Annotated in this window: 19 protein-coding genes; 11 read left to right on the forward strand and 8 right to left on the reverse strand. The window is 63.3% G+C overall.

The window, feature by feature from the left end:
* Genes QA600_RS16060 through secY form a run of 7 tightly spaced genes read left to right on the forward strand, consistent with a single transcriptional unit; the run spans position 1 to position 4,840 of the window.
* Positions 1 to 759, forward strand: a complete 759-nt coding sequence (locus QA600_RS16060) for a 50S ribosomal protein L32e (protein ID WP_278292958.1) — start codon at positions 1 to 3, stop codon at positions 757 to 759.
* Positions 752 to 1,201, forward strand: coding sequence for a 50S ribosomal protein L19e (locus QA600_RS16065; protein ID WP_278292959.1), 450 nt, complete (start codon positions 752 to 754; stop codon positions 1,199 to 1,201). Before QA600_RS16060 ends, QA600_RS16065 begins: the two co-directional genes overlap by 8 nt.
* Complete coding sequence (locus QA600_RS16070; RefSeq protein WP_005559238.1) at positions 1,201 to 1,749, forward strand: 50S ribosomal protein L18; 549 nt, start codon at positions 1,201 to 1,203, stop codon at positions 1,747 to 1,749. The genes QA600_RS16065 and QA600_RS16070 overlap by 1 nt, the downstream gene beginning before the upstream one ends.
* Entirely contained in the window at positions 1,746 to 2,402 is a 657-nt protein-coding gene (locus tag QA600_RS16075; protein WP_278292960.1) for a 30S ribosomal protein S5, read from the forward strand. Before QA600_RS16070 ends, QA600_RS16075 begins: the two co-directional genes overlap by 4 nt.
* The gene (gene rpmD / locus QA600_RS16080) at positions 2,399 to 2,866 is read left to right on the forward strand and encodes a 50S ribosomal protein L30 (protein ID WP_278292961.1); all 468 of its coding nucleotides are present in this window, start codon (positions 2,399 to 2,401) and stop codon (positions 2,864 to 2,866) included. Before QA600_RS16075 ends, rpmD begins: the two co-directional genes overlap by 4 nt.
* Before the next feature lie 3 nt (positions 2,867 to 2,869).
* Complete coding sequence (locus QA600_RS16085) at positions 2,870 to 3,382, forward strand: uL15m family ribosomal protein (protein WP_278292962.1); 513 nt, start codon at positions 2,870 to 2,872, stop codon at positions 3,380 to 3,382.
* 3 nt (positions 3,383 to 3,385) lie between these two features.
* Complete coding sequence (gene secY / locus QA600_RS16090; protein WP_278292963.1) at positions 3,386 to 4,840, forward strand: preprotein translocase subunit SecY; 1,455 nt, start codon at positions 3,386 to 3,388, stop codon at positions 4,838 to 4,840.
* Positions 4,841 to 5,731: 891 nt separating this feature from the next.
* Here secY and QA600_RS16095 read toward each other — a convergent pair.
* A complete protein-coding gene (locus QA600_RS16095) occupies positions 5,732 to 5,998 on the reverse strand; it encodes a cytochrome C oxidase subunit IV family protein (RefSeq protein WP_278292964.1) in 267 nt (88 codons plus the stop codon).
* A gap of 9 nt (positions 5,999 to 6,007) precedes the next feature.
* Here QA600_RS16095 and QA600_RS16100 point away from each other — a divergent pair, with 9 nt between their 5' ends.
* On the forward strand, positions 6,008 to 6,175 hold the full coding sequence (locus QA600_RS16100) for a hypothetical protein (RefSeq protein WP_278292965.1): 168 nt from the start codon (positions 6,008 to 6,010) through the stop codon (positions 6,173 to 6,175).
* A gap of 361 nt (positions 6,176 to 6,536) precedes the next feature.
* Here QA600_RS16100 and QA600_RS16105 read toward each other — a convergent pair whose 3' ends face one another.
* The 6 genes from QA600_RS16105 to trkA form a co-directional block, all read right to left on the reverse strand.
* Positions 6,537 to 9,020, reverse strand: coding sequence for a cbb3-type cytochrome c oxidase subunit I (locus tag QA600_RS16105; protein ID WP_278292966.1), 2,484 nt, complete (start codon positions 9,018 to 9,020; stop codon positions 6,537 to 6,539).
* Positions 9,020 to 9,847 (reverse strand): cytochrome c oxidase subunit II, encoded by an 828-nt coding sequence (gene coxB, locus QA600_RS16110; RefSeq protein ID WP_278293030.1) that lies wholly within the window; start codon positions 9,845 to 9,847, stop codon positions 9,020 to 9,022. The genes QA600_RS16105 and coxB overlap by 1 nt, the downstream gene beginning before the upstream one ends.
* Before the next feature lie 294 nt (positions 9,848 to 10,141).
* On the reverse strand, positions 10,142 to 12,499 hold the full coding sequence (locus tag QA600_RS16115; RefSeq protein ID WP_278292967.1) for an amino acid permease: 2,358 nt from the start codon (positions 12,497 to 12,499) through the stop codon (positions 10,142 to 10,144).
* A 383-nt stretch (positions 12,500 to 12,882) separates the two neighbouring features.
* A complete protein-coding gene (locus QA600_RS16120) occupies positions 12,883 to 13,329 on the reverse strand; it encodes a universal stress protein (protein ID WP_278292968.1) in 447 nt (148 codons plus the stop codon).
* 94 nt (positions 13,330 to 13,423) lie between these two features.
* Entirely contained in the window at positions 13,424 to 15,745 is a 2,322-nt protein-coding gene (locus QA600_RS16125) for an amino acid permease (RefSeq protein WP_278292969.1), read from the reverse strand.
* A 381-nt stretch (positions 15,746 to 16,126) separates the two neighbouring features.
* On the reverse strand, positions 16,127 to 17,461 hold the full coding sequence (gene trkA, locus QA600_RS16130) for a Trk system potassium transporter TrkA (protein ID WP_278293031.1): 1,335 nt from the start codon (positions 17,459 to 17,461) through the stop codon (positions 16,127 to 16,129).
* Between the two features lie 292 nt (positions 17,462 to 17,753).
* On the opposite strand from trkA, the gene QA600_RS16135 reads away from it, so the two are divergent.
* Positions 17,754 to 18,044, forward strand: coding sequence for an amphi-Trp domain-containing protein (locus tag QA600_RS16135; protein WP_278292970.1), 291 nt, complete (start codon positions 17,754 to 17,756; stop codon positions 18,042 to 18,044).
* Between the two features lie 82 nt (positions 18,045 to 18,126).
* On the opposite strand, the gene QA600_RS16140 is transcribed toward QA600_RS16135, so the two are convergent.
* Positions 18,127 to 18,537: a hypothetical protein gene (locus QA600_RS16140; protein WP_278292971.1), complete on the reverse strand. Its 411-nt coding sequence runs from the start codon at positions 18,535 to 18,537 to the stop codon at positions 18,127 to 18,129.
* A gap of 59 nt (positions 18,538 to 18,596) precedes the next feature.
* On the opposite strand from QA600_RS16140, the gene QA600_RS16145 reads away from it, so the two are divergent.
* Entirely contained in the window at positions 18,597 to 19,232 is a 636-nt protein-coding gene (locus tag QA600_RS16145; RefSeq protein WP_005559201.1) for an adenylate kinase, read from the forward strand.
* A 348-nt stretch (positions 19,233 to 19,580) separates the two neighbouring features.
* Entirely contained in the window at positions 19,581 to 20,534 is a 954-nt protein-coding gene (locus QA600_RS16150) for a DUF106 domain-containing protein (protein ID WP_278292972.1), read from the forward strand.
* The last annotated feature ends 8 nt before the right edge of the window (positions 20,535 to 20,542 follow it).

The raw sequence follows: 20,542 nt of genomic DNA on the forward strand, positions 1-20,542 counted from the left end.
ATGGCTGACGACGAACCAGAAACCGAGACCGAGGACGCCACGGCCGAAGCCGAAGAGGGTCCACAGGATCTCGAGGACATCAGCGGTGTCGGCGCGAGCAAAGCCGACGCGCTCCGCGACGCCGGCTTCGAGACGATCGACGACGTCAAGGAGGCCGACCAGGAGGACCTGGCGGAAGCCGACGGCGTCGGGAACGCACTCGCCGCCCGAATCAAAGCCGACGTCGGCGACCTCGAGGTAACCGAGGAGACCGAGGCCGAGATCGAAGACGAGGGCGCCGAGGAAGAAACAGAGCCGGAATCGGACGTCGAGACCGAACTGCAGCCCCGCGGGCTAACCGAGAAGACGCCCGAGCTCTCCGAGGACGAGCAGCGTCTGCTCACCCGACGCAAGCAGGCGGGCAAACCGCAGTTCAATCGACAGGACTACCACAAGAAAAAGCGGACGCCCGAATCCTGGCGCCGTCCCCGCGGCCAGCTCTCGAAGCAGCGCCGCGGCATCAAAGGCAAGGGCCCGAAGGTCCAGGCCGGCTACCGAACCCCCGAAGCGGTTCGTGGCAAACACCCGAGCGGATTCGACGAGGTCTACGTCGAGAACACGGACGACCTCGAGGGTGTCGACGGCGACACGGAGGCGGTCCGCATCTCCTCCTCGGTCGGCGCACGCAAGCGCGAGCGCATCGAGGAGCAGGCCGAGGAGCAGGGCGTTCGCGTCCTGAACCCGACCTACGAGGAAGTCGAGGTGGAATCCAATGACTGATCTCTCCGCACAGAAGCGACTGGCAGCCGACGTCCTCGACGTCGGCAAGAACCGCGTCTGGATCGACCCGGACGCCCAGGGAGACATCGCCGAGGCAATCACCCGCGACGAGATCCGCGAACTCGTCGAGGACGGCCGCATTCAGGCCAAAAACGCCCGCGGCAACTCCCGAGGCCGCGCCCGCGAGCGCAACGCGAAACGCGCCTACGGCCACCGCAAGGGCCAGGGCAAGCGCAAGGGCAAGAAGGGCGCCCGTCAGAGCGAGAAGGACGAATGGCAGGACAAGATTCGTGCACAGCGACGGAAGCTGCGCGAACTCCGCGACAAGGGCGAGATCACGCCCACGCAGTACCGCGAGCTCTACAAGAAGGCTGGCGGTGGCGAGTTCCGTAGCGTCCGGTATCTGTTGAACTACATCGACGAAAACTACGGTGACCAGTAATGGCGACAGGACCACGATACAACGTTCCAATGCGCCGTCGCCGTGAGGTCCGGACGGACTACCATCAGAGGTTGCGCCTGCTGAAATCGGATAAGCCACGCCTCGTTGCTCGGAAGAGCAACAAGCACACTACGGCGCAGCTGATCGTTCCCGGCCCACAGGGCGACGAAACGCTTGCGAGCGCACACTCGAGCGATCTCGAGGAGTACGGTTGGGAAGCACCCACGAGTAACATTTCCGCGGCCTATCTGACCGGCCTGCTGGCCGGGAAGCGAGCCGTCGACGCCGGCCTCGAGGAAGCGGTCCTCGACATCGGCCTCAACAAGGCGACGCCGGGCAACAAGGTGTTCGCCGTCCAGGAGGGGGCGATCGACGCCGGCCTCGAGATCCCGCACAACGATAGCGTGCTCGCGGACTGGTCGCGTACCCGCGGCGAGCATATCGCCGAGTACGCCGAACAGCTGGACGAGCCGCTGTACGGCGGCGAGTTCGACGCGACAGAGCTACCAGAACACTTCGACGAGGTACGAGAGGCGATTCTCGAATGAGTGGAAACAACTACAACGACGGTGGATGGGAGCCCGTCACCCGTCTCGGCCGAATGGTCCAGGAGGGCGAAATCGACACGATGGAAGACGCTCTCAACTCGGGCCTCCCGCTGAAGGAGCCCGAGATCGTCGACCAGCTCCTCCCCGGACTGGACGACGAAGTGCTGGACATCAACATGGTCCAGCGGATGACCGACTCCGGACGGCGCGTGAAGTTCCGCTGTGTCTGTGCAGTCGGCGACCGCAACGGTTTCGTCGGCTACGCGGAAGGCCGCGACGACCAGGTCGGGTCCGCCATCCAGAAGGCGATCGGTATCGCGAAGTTGAACATCATCAAAGTGCCCCGCGGATCGGGCTCCTGGGAGGACCGCTCGGACCGCCCACACTCGCTGACCCGACAGACGACCGGCAAGGCCGGCTCCGTCGAGGTCGAGCTCATCCCCGCCCCCGAGGGGCTGGGGCTGGCCGCCAGCGACACGGTTCGCGCCGTCCTCGAACTGGCCGGCATCGAGAACGCCTGGACGAAGAGCCACGGCAACACGCGAACGACGGTCAACCTCGCGAAGGCGACGTTCAACGCGCTCGAGAACGCTTCCCAGTCGCGCTACCCGAGTTCCCGGGGTCAGGAGGAAGCGGAGGTGGCTGACCAATGAGAGCAGTCGTACAGGTACGCGGCGAGGTCAACCGCAAGACCGACATCCAGGACACCCTGGAGATGCTCAATATCCACAGCGTCAACCACTGCGCGCTCGTCCCCGAGACGGACACGTACGACGGGATGGTCGCCAAGGTCAACGACTACGTCGCGATCGGCGAACCCGATCAGGACGTCCTCGAGACCGTACTCGCCAAGCGGGCGGAACCGCTCGAGGGACGACAGGCAGACGTCGACGAGGAGTGGCTCGCCGAGAACACCGCATACGACGACTTCGGTGCGCTCGCCGAGGCGCTGCTCGCCGAGGAGACGACCCTTCGCGAGGAGGGGCTCTCCCCGACGCTGCGTCTCCACCCCCCGCGTGGCGGTCACGAGGGGATCAAGAAGCCGACCGCGGAGGGCGGCCAACTCGGAAAACATACAACCGAGGAGATTAATCAACTGTTAGAATCGATGCGATAAACCATGACGAGTAAAAAACGACGCCAGCGCGGATCCCGGACGCACAGCGGCGGCTCCCACAAGAACCGCCGAGGAGCCGGCCATCGCGGCGGACGCGGACGTGCCGGCCGCAGCAAACACGAGTTCCACAACTACGAACCGAAGGGCAAACACGGCTTCAACCGACCGGACGAGCTTCAGGCCGACGTCGCCGAGATCGACGTCCAGAAGCTCGACGAGGACGCGGTCCTCTACGCCGCCGAGGGTGAGGCCGAAGAGACCGACGACGGCTACCGACTCGACGCGCGCGACGTCGTCGACAGCGGCCACGACGTCGATATCGTGAAGGTACTTGGCTCCGGCCAGGTCCGGAACACACTCGAGGTCACGGCGGACGCCTTCTCGGCGGCCGCTCAGGCAAAGCTCGAGGACGCCGGCGGGAAGGCGGTGCTCTCCGAGCGAGCCCAGGAGGAAGCCGAGGCCGAAGCTGAGGCCGAGGACGACACCGACGACGAGTCAGAACAGGTCGAGGACTAACGCATGGGATGGAAGGAAGCCGCTGAACCGGTTCTGACACGGATGCCGACGGTCCGACGCCCGGAGGGGCACGTCCCCTTCAAGCGAAAGCTGGCGTGGACGGCCGGCATCCTCGTGTTGTACTTTTTCCTGACGAACATCGCCCTGCTTGGGATGCAGGCCGAGGGCGCGACTGACCTCTTCGGGGAGTTCCGTGCGATCCTTGCGGGTGAGCACGGCTCGCTGCTCCAGGTCGGTATCGGCCCGATCGTCACGGCGAGCATCGTGATGCAGTTACTGGGCGGAGCGAACCTCCTTGGTCTTGATACCGACGACCCGCGGGATCAGGTTCTCTACCAGGGGCTCCAGAAGCTTCTGGTCATCATCATGACGGCGCTAACCGCGCTGCCGATGGTGTTCGCCGGCGGCTTCCTCCCGGTCCAGCAGTCGCTGTCGCTCGGCGGGCTCACGTTCGACAGTACGCAGCTCCAGGTGCTGATGTTCCTCCAGATCTTCATGGGCGGGGTGCTCATCCTGTACATGGACGAGGTCGTCAGCAAGTGGGGCGTCGGCAGCGGGATCGGCCTGTTCATCATCGCCGGCGTGAGCCAGCGACTGGTCACCGGATTTATCCAGCCCGCGGAGGGCGGATTCTTCTACGACTGGTATCAGATCATCTTCGGCGACGTCGATCTCGCCGGGGACACGCTGAACACGCTGTTGCTCGGTGAGGGCCAGATCATCGCCCTCCTGACGACGATTCTGATCTTCGCGATCGTCGTCTACGCCGAGTCCGTTCGGGTCGAGATCCCGCTCAGTCACGCCCGTGTGAAGGGTGCCCGCGGTCGCTTCCCCGTGAAGCTCATCTACGCGAGCGTCCTGCCAATGATCCTCGTTCGGGCGCTGCAGGCGAACATCCAGTTCATGGGTCAGATCCTCGACCGAACGTGGGCCGGTATGCCCGCCGTCCTCGGTCAGTACAACGCACAGGGAGAGCCCGTCAGCGGGTTCTTCTACTACACCGCGCCGATCTACTCGCCGGAAGACTGGATGTGGTGGACTGGCGAGGTGGCCCAAGAGACGTGGATGGTGTTGATCCGGATCTCCGTCGACCTGACGTTCATGGTCATCGGCGGGGCGATCTTCGCCATCTTCTGGGTCGAAACGACGAACATGGGCCCCGACGCGACGGCCCGACAGATCCAGAACTCCGGGATGCAGATCCCCGGGTTCCGACAGAACGTCGGCGTCATCGAGAAGGTCATGGAGCGGTACATCCCGCAGGTGACCGTCATCGGCGGCGCCCTGGTCGGACTGCTCGCCGTCTGGGCGAACATGCTGGGCACCATCGGCGCCGTCACCGGGACGGGGCTGCTGCTCGCGGTCTCGATCACGTACAAGCTGTACGAGGAGATCGCCGAGGAGCAGATGATGGAGATGCATCCGATGATGCGCCAGATGTTCGGCCGCGAAGACTAGCAGCTCCGTTCTTTTTGCTGCGCTCGAGTACGGGACACACTCATCGCTCGAGACGTGTTGCGTTCTCCGGACGCGCCTCTTGGGCTCACGTGTAGACCTGTACGGAGTCGGGCTCCGCTCTGTCGGTATCAGTTGCAGGGTGCGGAGCACTCGTGAGAGCGCGCTCACGGACACTCGAGCGTGATCTGGGAGCGACGGCTCCGTCGGAGACGCGACCGCCGTCGGTTGCAGTGAGGCGACGAGAGAGCGTCTTCCGATCGGAACGATATAGGGACAGCCGTGACTCGAGCCGGGCTGCGAGCTCTCGAGGGGATCACCACCTCCATCAAGCGGGATCAAGGACGGATCGGTCGCTTCTCGGCGAGAAGTTGCTGTCGCACCGAGACGGGCGCGTGAGCCACGTCAGTCCGAGCAACAGGTCCAACGCTCGAGCGTATCGAACGGCGACGAGGCGCGACCCTCGCCGTCTACAGGCGGAGGCTGGCCGGGTGCGTCGAGTCGTTCGGACACCCCCGGTCTTCCGTGACCTGAATGGGACGCCGATCCACGAACCCCTCGGTCTCGCTCGGTGACGGCGCGCTGCCGACACCTCGACTCACTCGGCCTCGGAGCGGTTCAGCGTACAGACTCAGCTGCCCCTCGAGGTCGGCACGGGCGGAGCTGGAGGAGCAATCGCGTCTCGAGTGGCTGCTCGTCGGACTGCCGATCTATCAAAGGCATCGAAACGAGTTCCGCGCCGCTCACACTCGAGCAGGAGTGCGATGGCTTGTGACGACCACACAGGGCAGAGATCGGCGATCCGGCAAGAACCGTCCGCGCGGCGGTGTCGGTCGAGTTCGAGGGAGCCGACGCTGGCCGAGCGTAGCGTCGAGAGAGAAGTTTGGAAATCGCTTACTGGATCGAGTAACCCGCGGCGATGGTCAGCAGGAAGACCATGAACACGGCGATTCCCATCATGTAGGTGATCGCGCGGGGCTCCTCGATCAGGTGCTGGTAGTAGGCGGCGATCAACAACACCTTGATTACGGCCAAGATGATCGTTCCGCCGATCGCGGCGGCCTCCGGGAATATTTCTGGGAACTGAAAGAAGACGAACTTTCCGGTACCCAACACCAGCAGTACGACGTAAATGAGGGTGTACGTACGAACGTCGGCCATTGGTGAGCAATGAGTGTGTGGACCACTTATACCTTCCTCATGCGGGCGGTGGAGGACGAACTCGAAGCGAGCGAGGCGATCACGTTCGGCCGATTCGTCCATCTCGGGTCGGAGACGAACGAGACGGTGAGCGCTTCGATTCCGCCCGTGAAGCACCGCGAGGGTAATGAGGTCTGACAAGGGACCTTCTCCCTCCGGAGTCGTCGACGCCGACGAGTCGGGGTGGGACACCCCAAGGGATCGCTATCTCGAGTTCTACCCCGGCTCGACGGCCGAACCGGAAAGCCCGTTGTAGCGACGCCGTTCTCCGAAGATGCTGCATCGAAAATAGCGGCCGGTCTGAGAACTGAGATCGGCCCACACCGCAAGTAGTCGGCGACTCGAGCGAAGCGTCCGCGGCCGGTATCGCAGAGCTCGAACGAACGTATCGCCCAGCAGCGTCCGTGGACGAGGCGACCGGCGATCGCGGAGCTCACGCGGGTGGTGAGCGATTAAAAGAGAATCGTGTTCTCGAACGGGCCGATGTAGCGGCGAACCGCTACATCAGGTAGAACAGCGGGAAGAGGATGACCCAGACGATGTCGACGAAGTGCCAGTAGAGCCCGAAGAACTCCACCGGACGGTGATCCTCGAGGTAGGCGTCGATCGACCAGATGCGGTAGATCATGAAGATGGCGATCAGCAGTCCAAGGATCACGTGCAGGGCGTGCAGCCCGGTCGTGACGAAATAGATGGAGTGCTCGATGCTGGTCCACCAGTACTCGTCGATCTGGAACTTGTAGGCGTACTCGTATGCCTTCACGCCCATGAACGTGAGTCCGAGCGCGAGGGTTGCCCCCAGCGTCGCGAGCAGGCCCCGCTTGTTCTTGCGTTCGGCCATCACTAGCGCGAGGATGACCGTGAAGCTCGAGGTCAGCAGGACGTAGGTGTTCAGCAGGCCGGGCCAGGAGGCGAACGGAATCGTCTCCCAGTCGCCCCAGCCGGTGTGAAGGCGCATGAAGATGAACGCCCCGATCGCGGCACCGAAGACGACGACGTCGGACGCCAGGAACACCCAGACGCCGAACTTCGTGTTACCGACGCCCTCGAACGGCCAGCGCTCGGCGATCTGCATCTCGGGGGCCTCGAACCGTTCGACGCCGAACTTGAACAGCGTGTACGCCATGATCGCCAGCCCGAGCGCCGTGATCACGGGATACATGATGTTCGGCTCGGCTGCCGTTCCGGTGAGACCCTCGGGCGGAGCGGCGGTTCCCTCGGCGAACTCGACCATGTACGGCGTCAGACCCGAGAGACCGAGGAAGAACGTGAACAGACCGACACCGATGCCCAGCGGCCAGATGCTGGCGTGGTCGGCGTGTTCTTCCTCGTGGGTTCCCTCGGTCTTGGCGACCGTACCCTCTCCGTATTCGGCGCCGCCGTCGGGGACGGCCTTCGAGTCCTCGACGAACTCGAGGGATCCCGAGGCGTAGCTGGGACGGCCATCCCAGTTCTCGAGCGGCGGGGGCGAGGGGATAGCCCACTCGGCCGTGCGGGAGAACTCCCAGGGGTTCTCGGGCGCTCGTGGACCGGCGACGAAGCTGTGTGCGAGCGTCCCGAGGACGAGCAACACACCCGCGCCGAGGACGAACGCACCGACGGTTGCGACCTGGTGGTAGATCTCGACGCCCTCGGCGAAGTGGAAGACGCGTCGCGGCGTCTCCCAGGCGAGGAACATCGGGAAGTACAGCAGGTTGAAGCCGAGGAAGTACACCGCGAAGCTGAGCTTACCCAGCGCCTCGGAGTACATCTTCCCGGTGATTTTCGGCCACCAGTAGTAGAGGCCGCCGATCAGGGCAGTAACCCCGGAGACCATCACGTAGTGGAAGTGAGCGACGACCCAGTAGGTACCACGGAACTCGTAGTCGAGCACGACGGCACCCAGGAACACCCCGGTGATCCCGCCCAGGATAAACAGGACGAGTGCGCCGAGGCTGAAGAGGAACGGTGTCGTGAATCGGACCCGTCCCTTGACCATCGTGTAGATCAGCGCGAAGACCATCAGGTCGAACGGTAACGAGATCCCGATCGTCGTCGCCATCATCAGCGTCTTGATCTCTAAGTTGATGGTCGTCAGGAACATGTGGTGCATCCAGACGAGGAACGACTGGACCGCGACGAGGACCATCGAGATGATGACCCACTTGCGGCCGACAAGTCGCCGTCCCGTGAAGGTCTGGAACGTCTCGAACATGATCCCCAGCGCGGGGAAGAAGACGATGTACACCTCCGGGTGTCCGAAGAACCAGAACAGGTGCGCCCACAGTAGTCCCGACCCCTGATCGGTCGCGAAGTACTGGGTCAGGAACAGCCGATCGATAGAGAGCAACAGCAACGCAGCCAGCAGCGCCGCGAACGCAAAGAGCATCATCCAGACGGTCAGCAGCCACGACCACGTGAACAGCGGCATGTTCCACAGGCCGAGTCCCTCCGCGCGTGCGCGGTGGATCGTCACGAGGAAGTTGACCGTCCCGATCGTGATCGAGAAGACGAACAGCATCAACGCGAGGATGGTCGCGTTGCCACCGGCCGTCGCCTCGAGTGCGGGCGTGTACGTCGGCACGTTCAGCGGGGCGTACATCGTCCAGCCGGCAGACCACGACCCGCCCTGGAAGAACGAGATCCCGAGCAGGAGGCCCGAGAACAGGTAAAACCAGTAGCTCAGGGCGTTCAGTCGCGGGAACGCCAGGTCCTTCGCCCCGATCTGTAGCGGGACGAAGTAGTTCGCGAACCCGGCTGCAAACGGCGAGAGGAACCAGAACACCATCAGCAGTCCGTGGGTCGACACGGCCTGGTTGAACTGGTTGTCCGTCAGCAGTCCGGTTCCGCCGCTCTCCCAGAGATGCACACGGAACAGCAACGCCAGCACACCGCCCAGCAGCAGGAAGAACAGGGCGGTTCCGAGATAGAGAATCCCGACGTCCTTGTGGTTGGTCGTGACGAGCCAGCGCTTGACGGATGTCATCGGCGGCAGATCACCCATCAGTCGTCACCCCCGTCGTCTTCCTCGTCGTCCTCGTCGTCGGTCTCTTCTTCCTCATCGTCCTCGTCATCACCGTTTTCGTCGGCTTCGTCGTCGTCACCGTTCTCTTCGTCGTCAGCCTCGTCATCACCGTTTTCGTCCTCCGCTTCCTCGTCGTCGCCGTTCTCGTCATCGTCCGGCGCTTCGTCCTCGAGGAACTCCTCGAACTCCTCTTCCTCGACGACGTCGAGAGTGCCGTCCATCGCGGAGTGGCCGTCGCCACAGAGTTCGAAGCACTCGATCGTGTGGGTTTCACCGGCCTCCTCGGTCATGAACCACGTCTCGGACTGCTCGCCGGGGATCGCGTCGGCTTTCACGCGTAGATCAGAGATACCAAACGTGTGCCAGACGTCACCGGCAGTGACGTTGATCCACACCGGCGTATCCTCCGGAACTGTCATGGTATTAGTCGTCTCGGCACCGTTCTCGTACTCGAAGTGCCAGGCGAAGCCATCACCCTCGACGTCAATCTCGATAGCGTCGTCCTCTGGGATGTCGTCACCCGGATCCTCGACGTACAACAGCATTCCGTACGTCCAGATCACGAGCGAGATCACGACGATCGCGCTCAGGCCGAACGATAGGAACAGTTTCTTGCCGCCCTCTCCACCCGTCGGTAACTCCCCGAGTACTGGCGTGTCCTCGTCGGACGTCTTCGCAGCGCCGTCGCGATACTTGTACGCGTTGTACAACGTGTACGCGACGACGACGACGCCGATGAGCGTTCCGAGTCCGAGAAAGACCAGGAAAATCTGCTCGAAGACGTCAACACGCGTTTGCACTTCCAGGGGAATTGTAGCTGTGCTGAAGATTGTGTTCACCTCGTTTGAAGACTGCTTATATGTCGGTCGATGGTTTCCGTGGGCACTTATCTATTTGGAAACGCACCCGGGTAATTCGCATTGCGGCGCGCTGTCGGGTGGATATTGCCTCCCTCGACCGACCCGCTCGACCGTTTCCATGTCGATCCATCACGAGCCAGTTGGAGTGGGGAACCTTTTTTCTGTCGCTTGTGTCCCCTACTCACAGACGGCCGTCTGATAGGACCGTCGAACGAACGAACAGGTTCGGGCGAAGCGGGTTCAGTCCCGTTGGTCGCCTAGGACTCGCTCGCGAAGCGACCGCGAACTTTCCTTCTCCGCGAGCAGAACCGGGACGTCGAGGTCGGTCGCCGCGTCGAAGACGAGCGATCCGCGCACGAGTCGAGAGAGTACGCCCCGTCTGGTCGCACCGAGAATCACCAGCGAGTGGTCCGACGCCGCGCGCTCGATCGCCGCGCCGACGTCTCCGGAGTCGTCGACGATGTGTGTGGTTTCCTCGAGCCCCTGCTCGGTGGCCCACTCCTCAAGGAAGGCCGCCCCCTCCTCGCGCTCGTCCGGATCGTCGACGACGTGGAGCAGGCTGATCTCGCTACCGTACTCCGTCTGAAGCGCGCGTGCGACGGCAGCGCTGACCTCCGAGCCGCTTCCGCCCGCGGTCGGGAGGAGGATTCGATCAGCCGTTATCTCCTCGCCGTCGAGGATGACGAAGTCACACGGCAGGTCGTGTGTGAGCTCGTCGAGCGGACGCTCGACGCGACCCTCGCCGACGGTCGATCGACCCCAGCCCATGACGACGGTGTCGACGTCGTACGTTCCGGCGGCGTCGAACACCTCCTCGAAGGACCGGTGGGAGACGATCGTTCTCGTCTCGACATCGGCGTCGAACGTCTCGGCGGACGCCTCCGCGTCGGCCAGCAGCCGCTCGGACTCGGCGCTGATCTGATCGATCTGCTCGGCACCCTTCTGCAGGGGCGTCTGGTCGGGAACCTGAACGATGTGGGTCGCGAGGACGGACCCACCCTTCGCTTGCGCGATAGCGCTACCGAGCGTGATCAGCGCCTGCTCGGTACGTGGGTTCGCGATGGCGACCATGATACGGGGCCCCGACTCGCCGTCGCCGATCGGCTTCACCGCGGTCGCCGCGGACACCGCCGGCTCGGGCATCTCGTCGGATCGATCGAGGATGTAGGCGGTGAGGATCCCCTCCCGATCGGTTTCAGTGCGTGCATAGAAGAAGTACCAGAGGATGGCGAAGACGACGAACAGACCACTGATCGCGGTCGCCACGTTACCCATGAAGTAGATGAGTGCGAGCGAGAGTACGAAGCCCGCGATCGGGGTAAACGGGTAGAACGGCACCTCGAACTCGGGATCGTACTCCGGGACGTCGGCCTCTCGAAACACGATCAGCGACGCGTTAATCAGCGCGTAAACGACCAGGTGGAGGACACTGGCGGCGCTCGCGAGAATCTCGACGGTCTCGCCGAGCGCGATGATGAAGACGATGATCATCAGCCCCGTGAGCGCGATCGAGCGGTACGGCGTCGCGTAGTTGGGGTGGATCTCGTTGAGCCAGTCGGTGACGATCTTGTCCCGCCCCATCGCGAAGTTGATCCGGGCTGAAGCGAGGATCGAAGCGTTCGCGCTCGAGGCCGTCGCTAACAGCGCAGCGAGCGTGATCGAAGTGACTCCGATACCGAGGATCGGAATCTCGAAGCCGACGACCGCGAACTCGTAGTCGAAGACGGTCTCGGCCGCGTAGGACATCGGCGCGTTCTCGGCCTGCTCGATAAAGAACTCGCTGTGGGGGATCAGCCCCATCAGGAGACCGACAAGGATCGTGTAGATGGTCATCACGATCACGACGCTGCCGACGATCGCGATCGGAAGGTTCCGACCGGGATTTTTCAGCTCTTCCCCGATCGTCGCGATCTTCGCGTAGCCCAGATAGGAGACGAACACGAGCGCGGCGCCCGGAAGGATCGCGCCCGTTCCCTCCGGAGTCAGCCCGCCCTCGGCGGTGACCGTTGCCCAGTCGAACGAGAAGAAGCCGACGACCGCGAAGATAGTCAGGATCCCGAGCAGGATCGTGACGATAACGGTCTGGATGCTACCGGTCTCCTTGGCGCCGATGTAGTTGACGCCGACGAATACCGCACCGGCGATGATTGCGCCGATCTGAATCTCGTTCAACGTGAACGGACCGAGCGCGATCGTCGGCAACAGCGAAACGGTTCCGAGAACGGGTAACGAGACGACGACGCCGTCCAGAAGGTCGGCGAGGTAGCCGCCGAACCCGATCGAGTAGAAGGCGCTGGCGAAGGCGAGTCCGATCCAGTCGCCCATGCCCGAGATCGAGCCGAACAGCGGTCCGAGCGCGCGGTTGATGTAGTAGTAGGCGCCGCCGGCTTTCGGCATCGCCGTCCCGAGTTCGCTCACCGAGAGGGCGTTGATCAGCGCGATCATGCCGCCGATAACGAACGAGAGGACGACGGCGGGTCCGGCTTCCTGGGCGGCGATCCCCGGCAGGACGAAAATCCCCGCGCCGATCATCGTCCCGATACCGATCGTCAGCGCCGAGAGGAGTCCGAGGTCCTTCGCGAGCTCCTCGTCACTCATCGATCGTCCACCTCGAGCGACAGCCGGTCTCGCGAAGCCCACAACCGTTATCGATCGGAAGCGGGGGGCCACACTCTGACCGCGGCACTTAGGACACCTCCGCCGATCGTTCCTCTCGCAAACGGACCGGTTCGGTCGAAGATACGTGGGTAACCGTGCCGGACGATGGGTGCATACTCGGGTGAAGTTACCTAATCGGTATAAGTTGGCCGGAATCGATCGCGGTACGTTTCGCCACGTTCTGTCTCGGAACCGTTCACCTGCTCGAATCCGAGCGCAGCGTCGACGACGCGGGTACTGTCATACGGGTTACTGTGAGCCATTTCCAGCGCAACCGCAACCCGGTCGGCGGTTGCAACGGAAACTCGGTACGGCAATCCGTATCAGATACCAGCAACGTCGTCCTCCCGTGGCGGGAGGACCAAAACGGGAACAGTCGTGTTCGAGATGAGGTTGTCGGTGACGCTACCGGTGACGAGTTTCACCCATCGGCTCGCACCCCGTGGAGTGAACACGATGGCGGTGGCGCCCAGTTCCCGCGAACCGTCGGCGATCGTCTTCCCGACGTTTCGGCCGTACAGGGTGCGCCGTCCCACCAGTCCAGGGCCCCGCCCCAGCACGTCGAGAAAGACCCGATAGGCGTTCTCGGCGAACTCCTCTCGTTGCTCGAGCGACGCCTTGTCGGGGACGCCTTCCCCCTTGGGAACGACGTGAACGACGATTATTTCGGAGTCCGGGTCGAGGTGCGATCGAACGGCTCGGGCGGTCTGGCGCGCGTCGGCCGGATCCGCGATCGGAACCAGTACTGTCTCGAAGAGTTCGTCGACCATACGACGTCTTGGGAACGATCGGTCAAATAGTACCGACACTACCTGTTTTTCGAGCGATCGCTTCAGTCGTGGCAAGCGACGAGTTCGGTTGACGTCAGCGCTTCTCGTCTTCCTCTAGCGTCCTCGTGACGCCAGTTTCGGACGGTGAATCGTCTTGCTCGCCGGAGCCAGCGAACCGACTGAGCACGCCGCGATCGTGTTTTTTCTCCGCGAGAAGCACCGAACACTCTACCTCGTTGAGCACATCGAGCACCAACGACCCGCGGACCAGCCGAGAGAGAACTCCTTTCTCCGTGGCGCCGATGATCAACAGCGTCGCATCCTCGGCGGCCCGCCCGATACTCTCCTCGACGTCGCCGCTTTCGACCCGTCGCTCGGCGTCGGACAGGCCGTGTTCTGTGGCCCATTCCGCGAGGAACGTCCGGCCCGCGTCCTCGTCGTCGGCGACGTGCAGGAGGGTTACCTCGGCGTCGAACTCCAACTCGAGCATCCGGGCAACCGCAGCCGAGAGGTCGGAGTCCGGGCCGCCGGCGGTCGGGACCAGGATTCTCGACGGATCGAACCCGCGGTCGCGGAAGACGAGGAAGTCACACGGCAACGAGTGGGCCAGTTCGTCGATCATCGGCTCGGCGCGTCCCGGCGCTCCGTGAGACTCCGGCCCCCACCCCATAACGGTGATGTCGGCACCGTAGGTATCCGCCGCGTTGAACACCTCCTCGAAGGCACGGTGTGAGAGGACGACGTGCGTCTCCACCTCAACGCCGAACGTTTCCGAGTCGTCCTGGGCCCGATCGAGCAGGTCGTGGGCCGCGTTGTGGGCCCCCCGATCTCGAGCGGCCTCCAGAGACGTCTGGTCGGGGACGTTCGCGACGTTGACCGCGACGACCGTCCCGTCGTGCTGGTTTGCGATGGCCGACGCGAGCGTGATGAGGTGTTTCTCGGTCGCGGGATTCGACAACGGGACCATCACGCGGTAGTCGTCGCCCTCGGGCTGAACCGACGTCATAGCCGACACTGCGGGCTCCGGAAGCTCCTCGGAGCGATCGAGCACCCAGTTCGCGAGAACGCCGGTATTCTCGACGCGCGAGCGAGCGTACAGGAAGTACCAGAGTGCGGCGAAGCCGACGAACGCGACCGAGAGACCGATGACGAGGGGCTCGATATACGCGATCAGCGCGAACGACGTTACGGCGCCGATGATGGGGACGAACGGATAGAACGGGACCTCGAACTCCGGATCGTACCCGTCCGGTTCCGCTTCCCGCATTACGATCAGTGCAACGTTCAGCAGTCCGTAGACGATGAGGTGAAGTACCGAGCCGGCCGTCGCCAGCAGCTCGAGGTTGCCAACCAGCAAGAAGAGAACGATGAGAGCGCCGGTGATGGCGATCGATTTGTACGGCGTTCCAAATCGGGGGTGAATCTCGTTGAGCGACGGCGTGACGATCTTCTCGCGTCCCATCGCGAAGTTGATTCGGGACGACGAGAGGATCGAAGCGTTCGCGCTCGAGGCCGTCGCCAGCAGTCCGCCGAACAGCAGTAGCGCCCAGCCGACGACCCCCATCTCTACTCCGAAGAAGCTGTACTGGCCGAACAGCAGCTGAGCCGCGTCGACGACGGCGGTGTCGTTGCCGGCGACGAGTTCCGTCGGCACCGCCGCGAGCAACACGGCGAGAAACAGCGCGTACACGACTGTGACGATCAGGACCGAACCGATGACCGCACGCGGAAGGTTCTTGCCCGGATTCTTGATCTCCTCGGCGACCGACGTGATCTGGACGAACCCGAGGTAGGAGACGAAGATGATAGCGGTCACCGGGAGGATCTCCCCCGTCGTCCCTGGCGGCGCAACTGGAGTGAGCGTCTCGAAGTCGGCGTTCAGCAGACCGACGACGGTAAAGATCGTGAGGATCCCCATCAGCAGGAGTACGATGACGATCTGCAGTCCTCCGGTTTCCTTGGCGCGGAAGTAGTTGACACCGATAAACAGCAGCGCCCCTACTAACCCGATGAGCTGGGCGGCTTCCAGCGTGAGCGGACCGAGCGCGATCGCGGACATACCGATAAACGTGTTGACGTACTCGCCGAGCCCGTACATGTAGAACGCGGAGGCGAACGCGAGTCCCATCCAGTTGGCCCACCCGCTGATCGAGCCGAACAACGGCCCGAGCGCGTGGTTGATGTAGAAGTATGCGCCGCCGGATTTCGGCATCGCGGTACCGAGCTCCGACGCCGAAAGCGCGGTAAACAGCGCGATGACGCCGCCGAGGACGAACGTGAGCGCCGCGAGCGGTCCCGCTCGCATCACCGCAGTTCCGGGGAGCACGAAGATCCCTGCGCCGACCATCGTGCCGATTCCGATCGTCAGGGCGGCGAGCGGTCCGAGGTCTTTCGCGAGTTCTTCGTTATCGCTCATGGCCGCTCACCGCTCGTTGAGTGTTTCGTATCATTTTGGCGGGGGCGTATCGTCGCGAAAGCTCTCGAATATAACTGAGAGGGTTCGTAGCTACGGATCACATCGACGTAGCCGAGACGGCGCCGTGCGTATGGCGTTGCGTTCGTACTCTCTCGTCGGGAGGGATAAGTGCAGTTGATTCGGAATACGTTCGAGGACGGGTTCCGCCGAGCGATTTGGCTCGGGAGGCGTCGTGAGCGATCGGTCGCATTGGGGGGAACAGGGTGACGGCGTGAACGCCACAGCTCGAGCCGAGAGAACCGAAAGAGGGAGTTCGTAGTGGAGAGCAGGAGGCAACTCGAGAACCGATGACCGGACGGCAGTCGGTAGGCGGACGGCGGCCTACAGCATCTCGAGGACCTGATCGAGAACCGTCGCGTCGACGAAGATGACGACGTGGTCTCCGGGTTCGACAACGGTCGTGCCACGGGGCGTGATCAGATCACCCCGCCTCGAGATCGCACCGATCACGACGCCGTCGGGAAACTCCGCAGTCGCCTCGGCGATCGGCCGTCCGGTGAGTGCGCTGTCTTCGCTGACCTCGACCTCGATGACCTCGGCGCGGTCGTGTTCGACCATCGCGATTTTCTCGGTGTGGTCGGCATGCGTAAAGCGGATGATTTCCTCGGCTGTTTCCTCGCGGGGATTGATCGCGACGTCGACGCCGACCTGCTCGAAGAGTTCGGCATACTGGAGGTTCTCGATGACCGCGATCGTTCGATCGACCCCCAGCCGTTTGGCCAACAGCGAGACGAGCAGGTTCTTCTCGTCGCCGTCGAGCGCGGCGATGACGATGTCGGCCTCGTCGACGTGTTCCCGGACGAGAAAGTCCGTGTCGGTCGCGTCGCTTTCCATCACCATCGTGTTCGGCAACGCCTCTGCGACCTCTCGGGCGCGGTCGTGGTCTTGCTCGATCAGACGGGGTTCGTAGCCGTGGTCCTCGAACTCGCGGGCGGTCTGGAAGCCGATCTCGCTGGCTCCGATGATGACGATCTCCCTGTTTTCGCCGTGATCTGGCTTCGTGATGTCCGAGGCGAATCCTTTCACCGAGTCGGGGCTTCCGATGACGACGACCCGATCCCCGGTGCGGATGATCGACTCCCCGCTCGCGACGGTCATCTCCCCTTCTCGGAAGATTGCGGCGAACGTCATCGAATCGTACCGGTCCGCCTCCTGAATAGAGAGGTCGGCGACGGGGCTGTCCGGGCCGATCTCGAACTCCGCCATGCGGACGAGCCCGCCCGCGAACATGTTGACGTCCTGGGCTGCCGGCAGCCCGGAGATCCGGAAGATCGTCTGGGCCGCGAGCAGGTCCGTACAGACCATGAAGTCGACGCCGAACGCACCCTGGGTTCCCTGCCAGGTCTCGAGCAACGTCCGGCGTCGAACCCGAGCGATCGTGAACGCGTCGCTTTCGGTCTTGGCGGCCCCGCAGATCACGACGTTCGACTCGTCGTTGTCAGTAGAGGCGATAACGAGGTCTGCGTTCTCGATACCCGCCTCCCGCAACGTCGAGATATCGGTTCCGTTCCCCTGGATCGCGAGGACGTCCATCGAGTATGTGAGATCTTCGACGATCTCTTTGTCCCGGTCGACGACAACGACCTCGTGAGATTCCTGCAGGTTCTCCGCAATCGACTGGCCGACCTCGCCGGCGCCGGCGATGATTACGTACACGACGACACCTCCGGATCGGCGATCGACTGCGGACACTGGAGGTGCTCGTGGCGAGACGACGATCGACAGTGCGGAGATCTGGGAGACGTCATGCGTAACAAGCGAAGACCCGCCGTTCCGAACGGGCAACGTTCGAATCCGTAGACCGGAGCGAACCGGTCGCGAGTGTGTTGTTCTCTCTCTTTCGGGATGCGATAAATCCAGCGACTGGACGGACCGACCGGCTTTCGCTCGCTCCCGTCGATCAGAACTCGGCGACAGGTTCTATACCCGATAGCCCCTCCGTTCTCGTATGCCAGAAGAAGTGCTGTTCAAGTTCGAACAATCGATAGACCGCGACGAGATCGCCGACTACCTCCGGTCGGTCGCCGACTCGATCGACGGCGGCGGCGACATCTCCCTCGAGGCCGGCGGCGAGTCGGTCACGATGTCTCCGCCCGCTCGCCCGACCTTCGAGATCAAGGCCGAACGCGAAACCTCAAGTTCGGGCGGCCCTGCCGAGCTCAGCGTCGAGTTCGAACTCGAGTGGGACGAGGGAAGCGAGGGCGAGGACGGCTCGGGCGGCGAGCTCCGAATCGAGTAACCTCACGGACCGCTGTTCGTCAGTCCCGGTGCAACCGCGACCGCCCTGCGGTTGTACCCGGCAAATAGTACAACAGACCGTATCAGAGATCGACAACCCAGACGTGAAACTCCTCGGGAAGCCCGTAGACGCGGGCGAAGACGGCATCGACGAACTGTCCGATCCGGTTCGGATCGGCCTTCGCGCTGATCCGAACGTTGACACCCTCGACCTCCTCGGAGCGGTGAATTTCGTCGATTTTGAACACGGGAAACTCCGAGAGCAGTCCCTTGAGAGCCTCGAGTTCCTCGTCGGTGCAGTCGACGTTGATCGTGCCGTCGGCGAACTGGACCCACGGCGTTCCCAGTTCGGGGTCGAGGTCCTCGGCCGCCGAGACGAAGTCCGTATCAACCTCGAACGTGACGAACCCGTCTCCTCGCTCGCGGTGTGCCTGGATTCCGTCGGCGTACAGCTTCCGTCGCTCGGCCGGCTCGTCGGCGTCGAATCGCGTCATACCCGTACCGACGTGCCCGATTCTTTAAGCCTTTATGTGACGGTGCTGAACGGGGGAACATGGCACAGCCACACATCCTGATCCTGGGCGCACCCGGGGCGGGAAAAGGGACACAGAGCGCGAACATCGCCGAAGAGTTCGACGTCGAACACGTCACGACCGGCGACGCGCTCCGCTCGAACAAGGAGATGGATATCTCCGACATGGACACGGAGTACGACACGCCGGCGGAGTACATGGACCAGGGCGAACTCGTCCCCGACGAGGTCGTCAACGCCATCGTCGACGAGGCGCTCTCCCAGGCCGACGGCTACGTGCTCGACGGCTACCCGCGGAACTTAGAACAGGCCGAGGAGCTCTCGGAGATGACCGACCTCGACGTCGTGCTCTACCTCGACGTCGACGAGGAGGAGCTGGTTCACCGGCTGACGGGTCGTCGGATGGATCCCGAGACCGGCGAGATCTACCACGTCGAGTACAACCCGCCGGAGGACCCCGAGATCGAGGGTCGCCTCGAGCAGCGCGAGGACGACACCGAGGAAACGGTCAAGGAACGACTGCGAGTGTACCGGGAGAACACGGAGCCGGTCGTTGAACACTACGAGGAGGAGGGCGTCCTCGAGCGCGTCGACGGCAACCAGGCGCCCGACGAGGTCTGGGCAGACGTGAAGGCGACGATCGAAGACGCCGCGTAGAACGACGTCTCAAACGTGACGTCCGGTGAGATCGACTCCCAACACTCGAGGCTTGAGGCTTCTCGAGGTGGTTCGAACCGGATCCATGGCTGAGGAGCGCCGTGAAGCGATACTGAATCTTGCCTGCTACAATCGGGATCGGAACAGGGAGACGTACGACCAGCTCGGGCGGGAGTAACGTCTCGAGTGCGGTGTTTCGCTCTGTAGGCTGTCTCCCACCGGAGTAGTATCGAGAGGGCGACGATCGAAGACGTCGCCCGGGCCAACCGACCGAGACTCGAGTCCGGTCGGGACTCGGGCACGCGAAGAAAAACACTTGTATATCGGACGTACCCTAGCCTCTGGCAGATGACGCGTACAGCCGAGAAGATCAACGCCCTCGTCCGCGAGGATTCCTCGATAACGGAGGCCCTGGAGGCGGTCCGCGAGGAGGCCGACAGGAACGGCGGCGAGGTTCAGTGGGGAGACGTCAACGACGATCTGACCAGCGGACAGTGGGGCCGACTGATCGAGAAGGGGGTGCTGGTCGACGGCGACGAGGGGTTCGAAATCGCCGACCGCGAGGCCTATGACGAGGCCCTCGACGGCGACGGCGACGTCAGCGGCGGGGTGCCGGACGTCGACATCGACGAGGATGCCGCGAGCTGGTCGCAGTGGGACAAGCTGGCCGCCGTCGGCTCCGTCCTGTTGATGATCGGCTACTGGCTCGACTCCGTCCGGAACACGGTCGGCGGCACGATCGATCTCGTGTTCGGCCCGCTCGACGCGGCGCTGCCGTTCTACGCGGTAATCCTCTCGGTCGCGCTGCTGACTGGACTGTACTCGACGCTCCTGCAGGCGAACCTGATGAACCCCGAGCGGATCGGCAAGTACCAGGAACGGATGAAGGCGATGCAGGAGAAACAGAAGGACGTCCGCGAGCGCAAGAAGGAAGCCGAGGAACGCGACGCGAGCGAGGCCGAGATCGAGCGCCTCGAGAACGAGATGGAGGAGGTCCGCGAGGAACAGATGGAGGCGATGGCCGACAACCTCGGGATGTTCAAAGAGCAGTTCCGGCCGATGGTCTGGATCATGCTGTTTACCATCCCGCTGTTCCTCTGGATGTACTGGAAAATCCTCGGCGGCCACATCACCGAGGCCGACCGAATGATGATCATGCCGCTCGTCGGCGAGGTGGCGCTTGACGAGGGGCTGCTCGGACCGATGTGGGCCTGGATCGTCTGGTACTTCCTGTGCTCGATGGGCTTTACCCAGCTGCTACGGAAGGCGTTGAACATCGACATGACGCCCTCGAGTACGTAAAGCACGGA

It is taken from the genome of Natronococcus sp. A-GB1 (genome assembly GCF_029688845.1).
In the GTDB taxonomy this organism is placed as follows: domain Archaea; phylum Halobacteriota; class Halobacteria; order Halobacteriales; family Natrialbaceae; genus Natronococcus.

Bases quoted from the DNA above. Each gene is read 5' to 3' on its own strand.
- QA600_RS16065 (WP_278292959.1), top strand. From the start codon at position 752: ATGACTGATCTCTCCGCACAGAAGCGACTGGCAGCCGACGTCCTCGAC.
- QA600_RS16105 (WP_278292966.1), bottom strand. From the start codon at position 9,020: ATGGGTGATCTGCCGCCGATGACATCCGTCAAGCGCTGGCTCGTCACG.
- QA600_RS16150 (WP_278292972.1), top strand. From the start codon at position 19,581: ATGACGCGTACAGCCGAGAAGATCAACGCCCTCGTCCGCGAGGATTCC.
- QA600_RS16145 (WP_005559201.1), top strand. From the start codon at position 18,597: ATGGCACAGCCACACATCCTGATCCTGGGCGCACCCGGGGCGGGAAAA.
- QA600_RS16140 (WP_278292971.1), bottom strand. From the start codon at position 18,537: ATGACGCGATTCGACGCCGACGAGCCGGCCGAGCGACGGAAGCTGTAC.
- QA600_RS16075 (WP_278292960.1), top strand. From the start codon at position 1,746: ATGAGTGGAAACAACTACAACGACGGTGGATGGGAGCCCGTCACCCGT.
- QA600_RS16060 (WP_278292958.1), top strand. From the start codon at position 1: ATGGCTGACGACGAACCAGAAACCGAGACCGAGGACGCCACGGCCGAA.
- rpmD (WP_278292961.1), top strand. From the start codon at position 2,399: ATGAGAGCAGTCGTACAGGTACGCGGCGAGGTCAACCGCAAGACCGAC.
- QA600_RS16070 (WP_005559238.1), top strand. From the start codon at position 1,201: ATGGCGACAGGACCACGATACAACGTTCCAATGCGCCGTCGCCGTGAG.
- QA600_RS16100 (WP_278292965.1), top strand. From the start codon at position 6,008: ATGAGTGTGTGGACCACTTATACCTTCCTCATGCGGGCGGTGGAGGAC.
- QA600_RS16115 (WP_278292967.1), bottom strand. From the start codon at position 12,499: ATGAGTGACGAGGAGCTCGCGAAGGACCTCGGACTCCTCTCGGCGCTG.
- QA600_RS16120 (WP_278292968.1), bottom strand. From the start codon at position 13,329: ATGGTCGACGAACTCTTCGAGACAGTACTGGTTCCGATCGCGGATCCG.
- QA600_RS16125 (WP_278292969.1), bottom strand. From the start codon at position 15,745: ATGAGCGATAACGAAGAACTCGCGAAAGACCTCGGACCGCTCGCCGCC.
- secY (WP_278292963.1), top strand. From the start codon at position 3,386: ATGGGATGGAAGGAAGCCGCTGAACCGGTTCTGACACGGATGCCGACG.
- QA600_RS16135 (WP_278292970.1), top strand. From the start codon at position 17,754: ATGCCAGAAGAAGTGCTGTTCAAGTTCGAACAATCGATAGACCGCGAC.
- QA600_RS16095 (WP_278292964.1), bottom strand. From the start codon at position 5,998: ATGGCCGACGTTCGTACGTACACCCTCATTTACGTCGTACTGCTGGTG.
- QA600_RS16085 (WP_278292962.1), top strand. From the start codon at position 2,870: ATGACGAGTAAAAAACGACGCCAGCGCGGATCCCGGACGCACAGCGGC.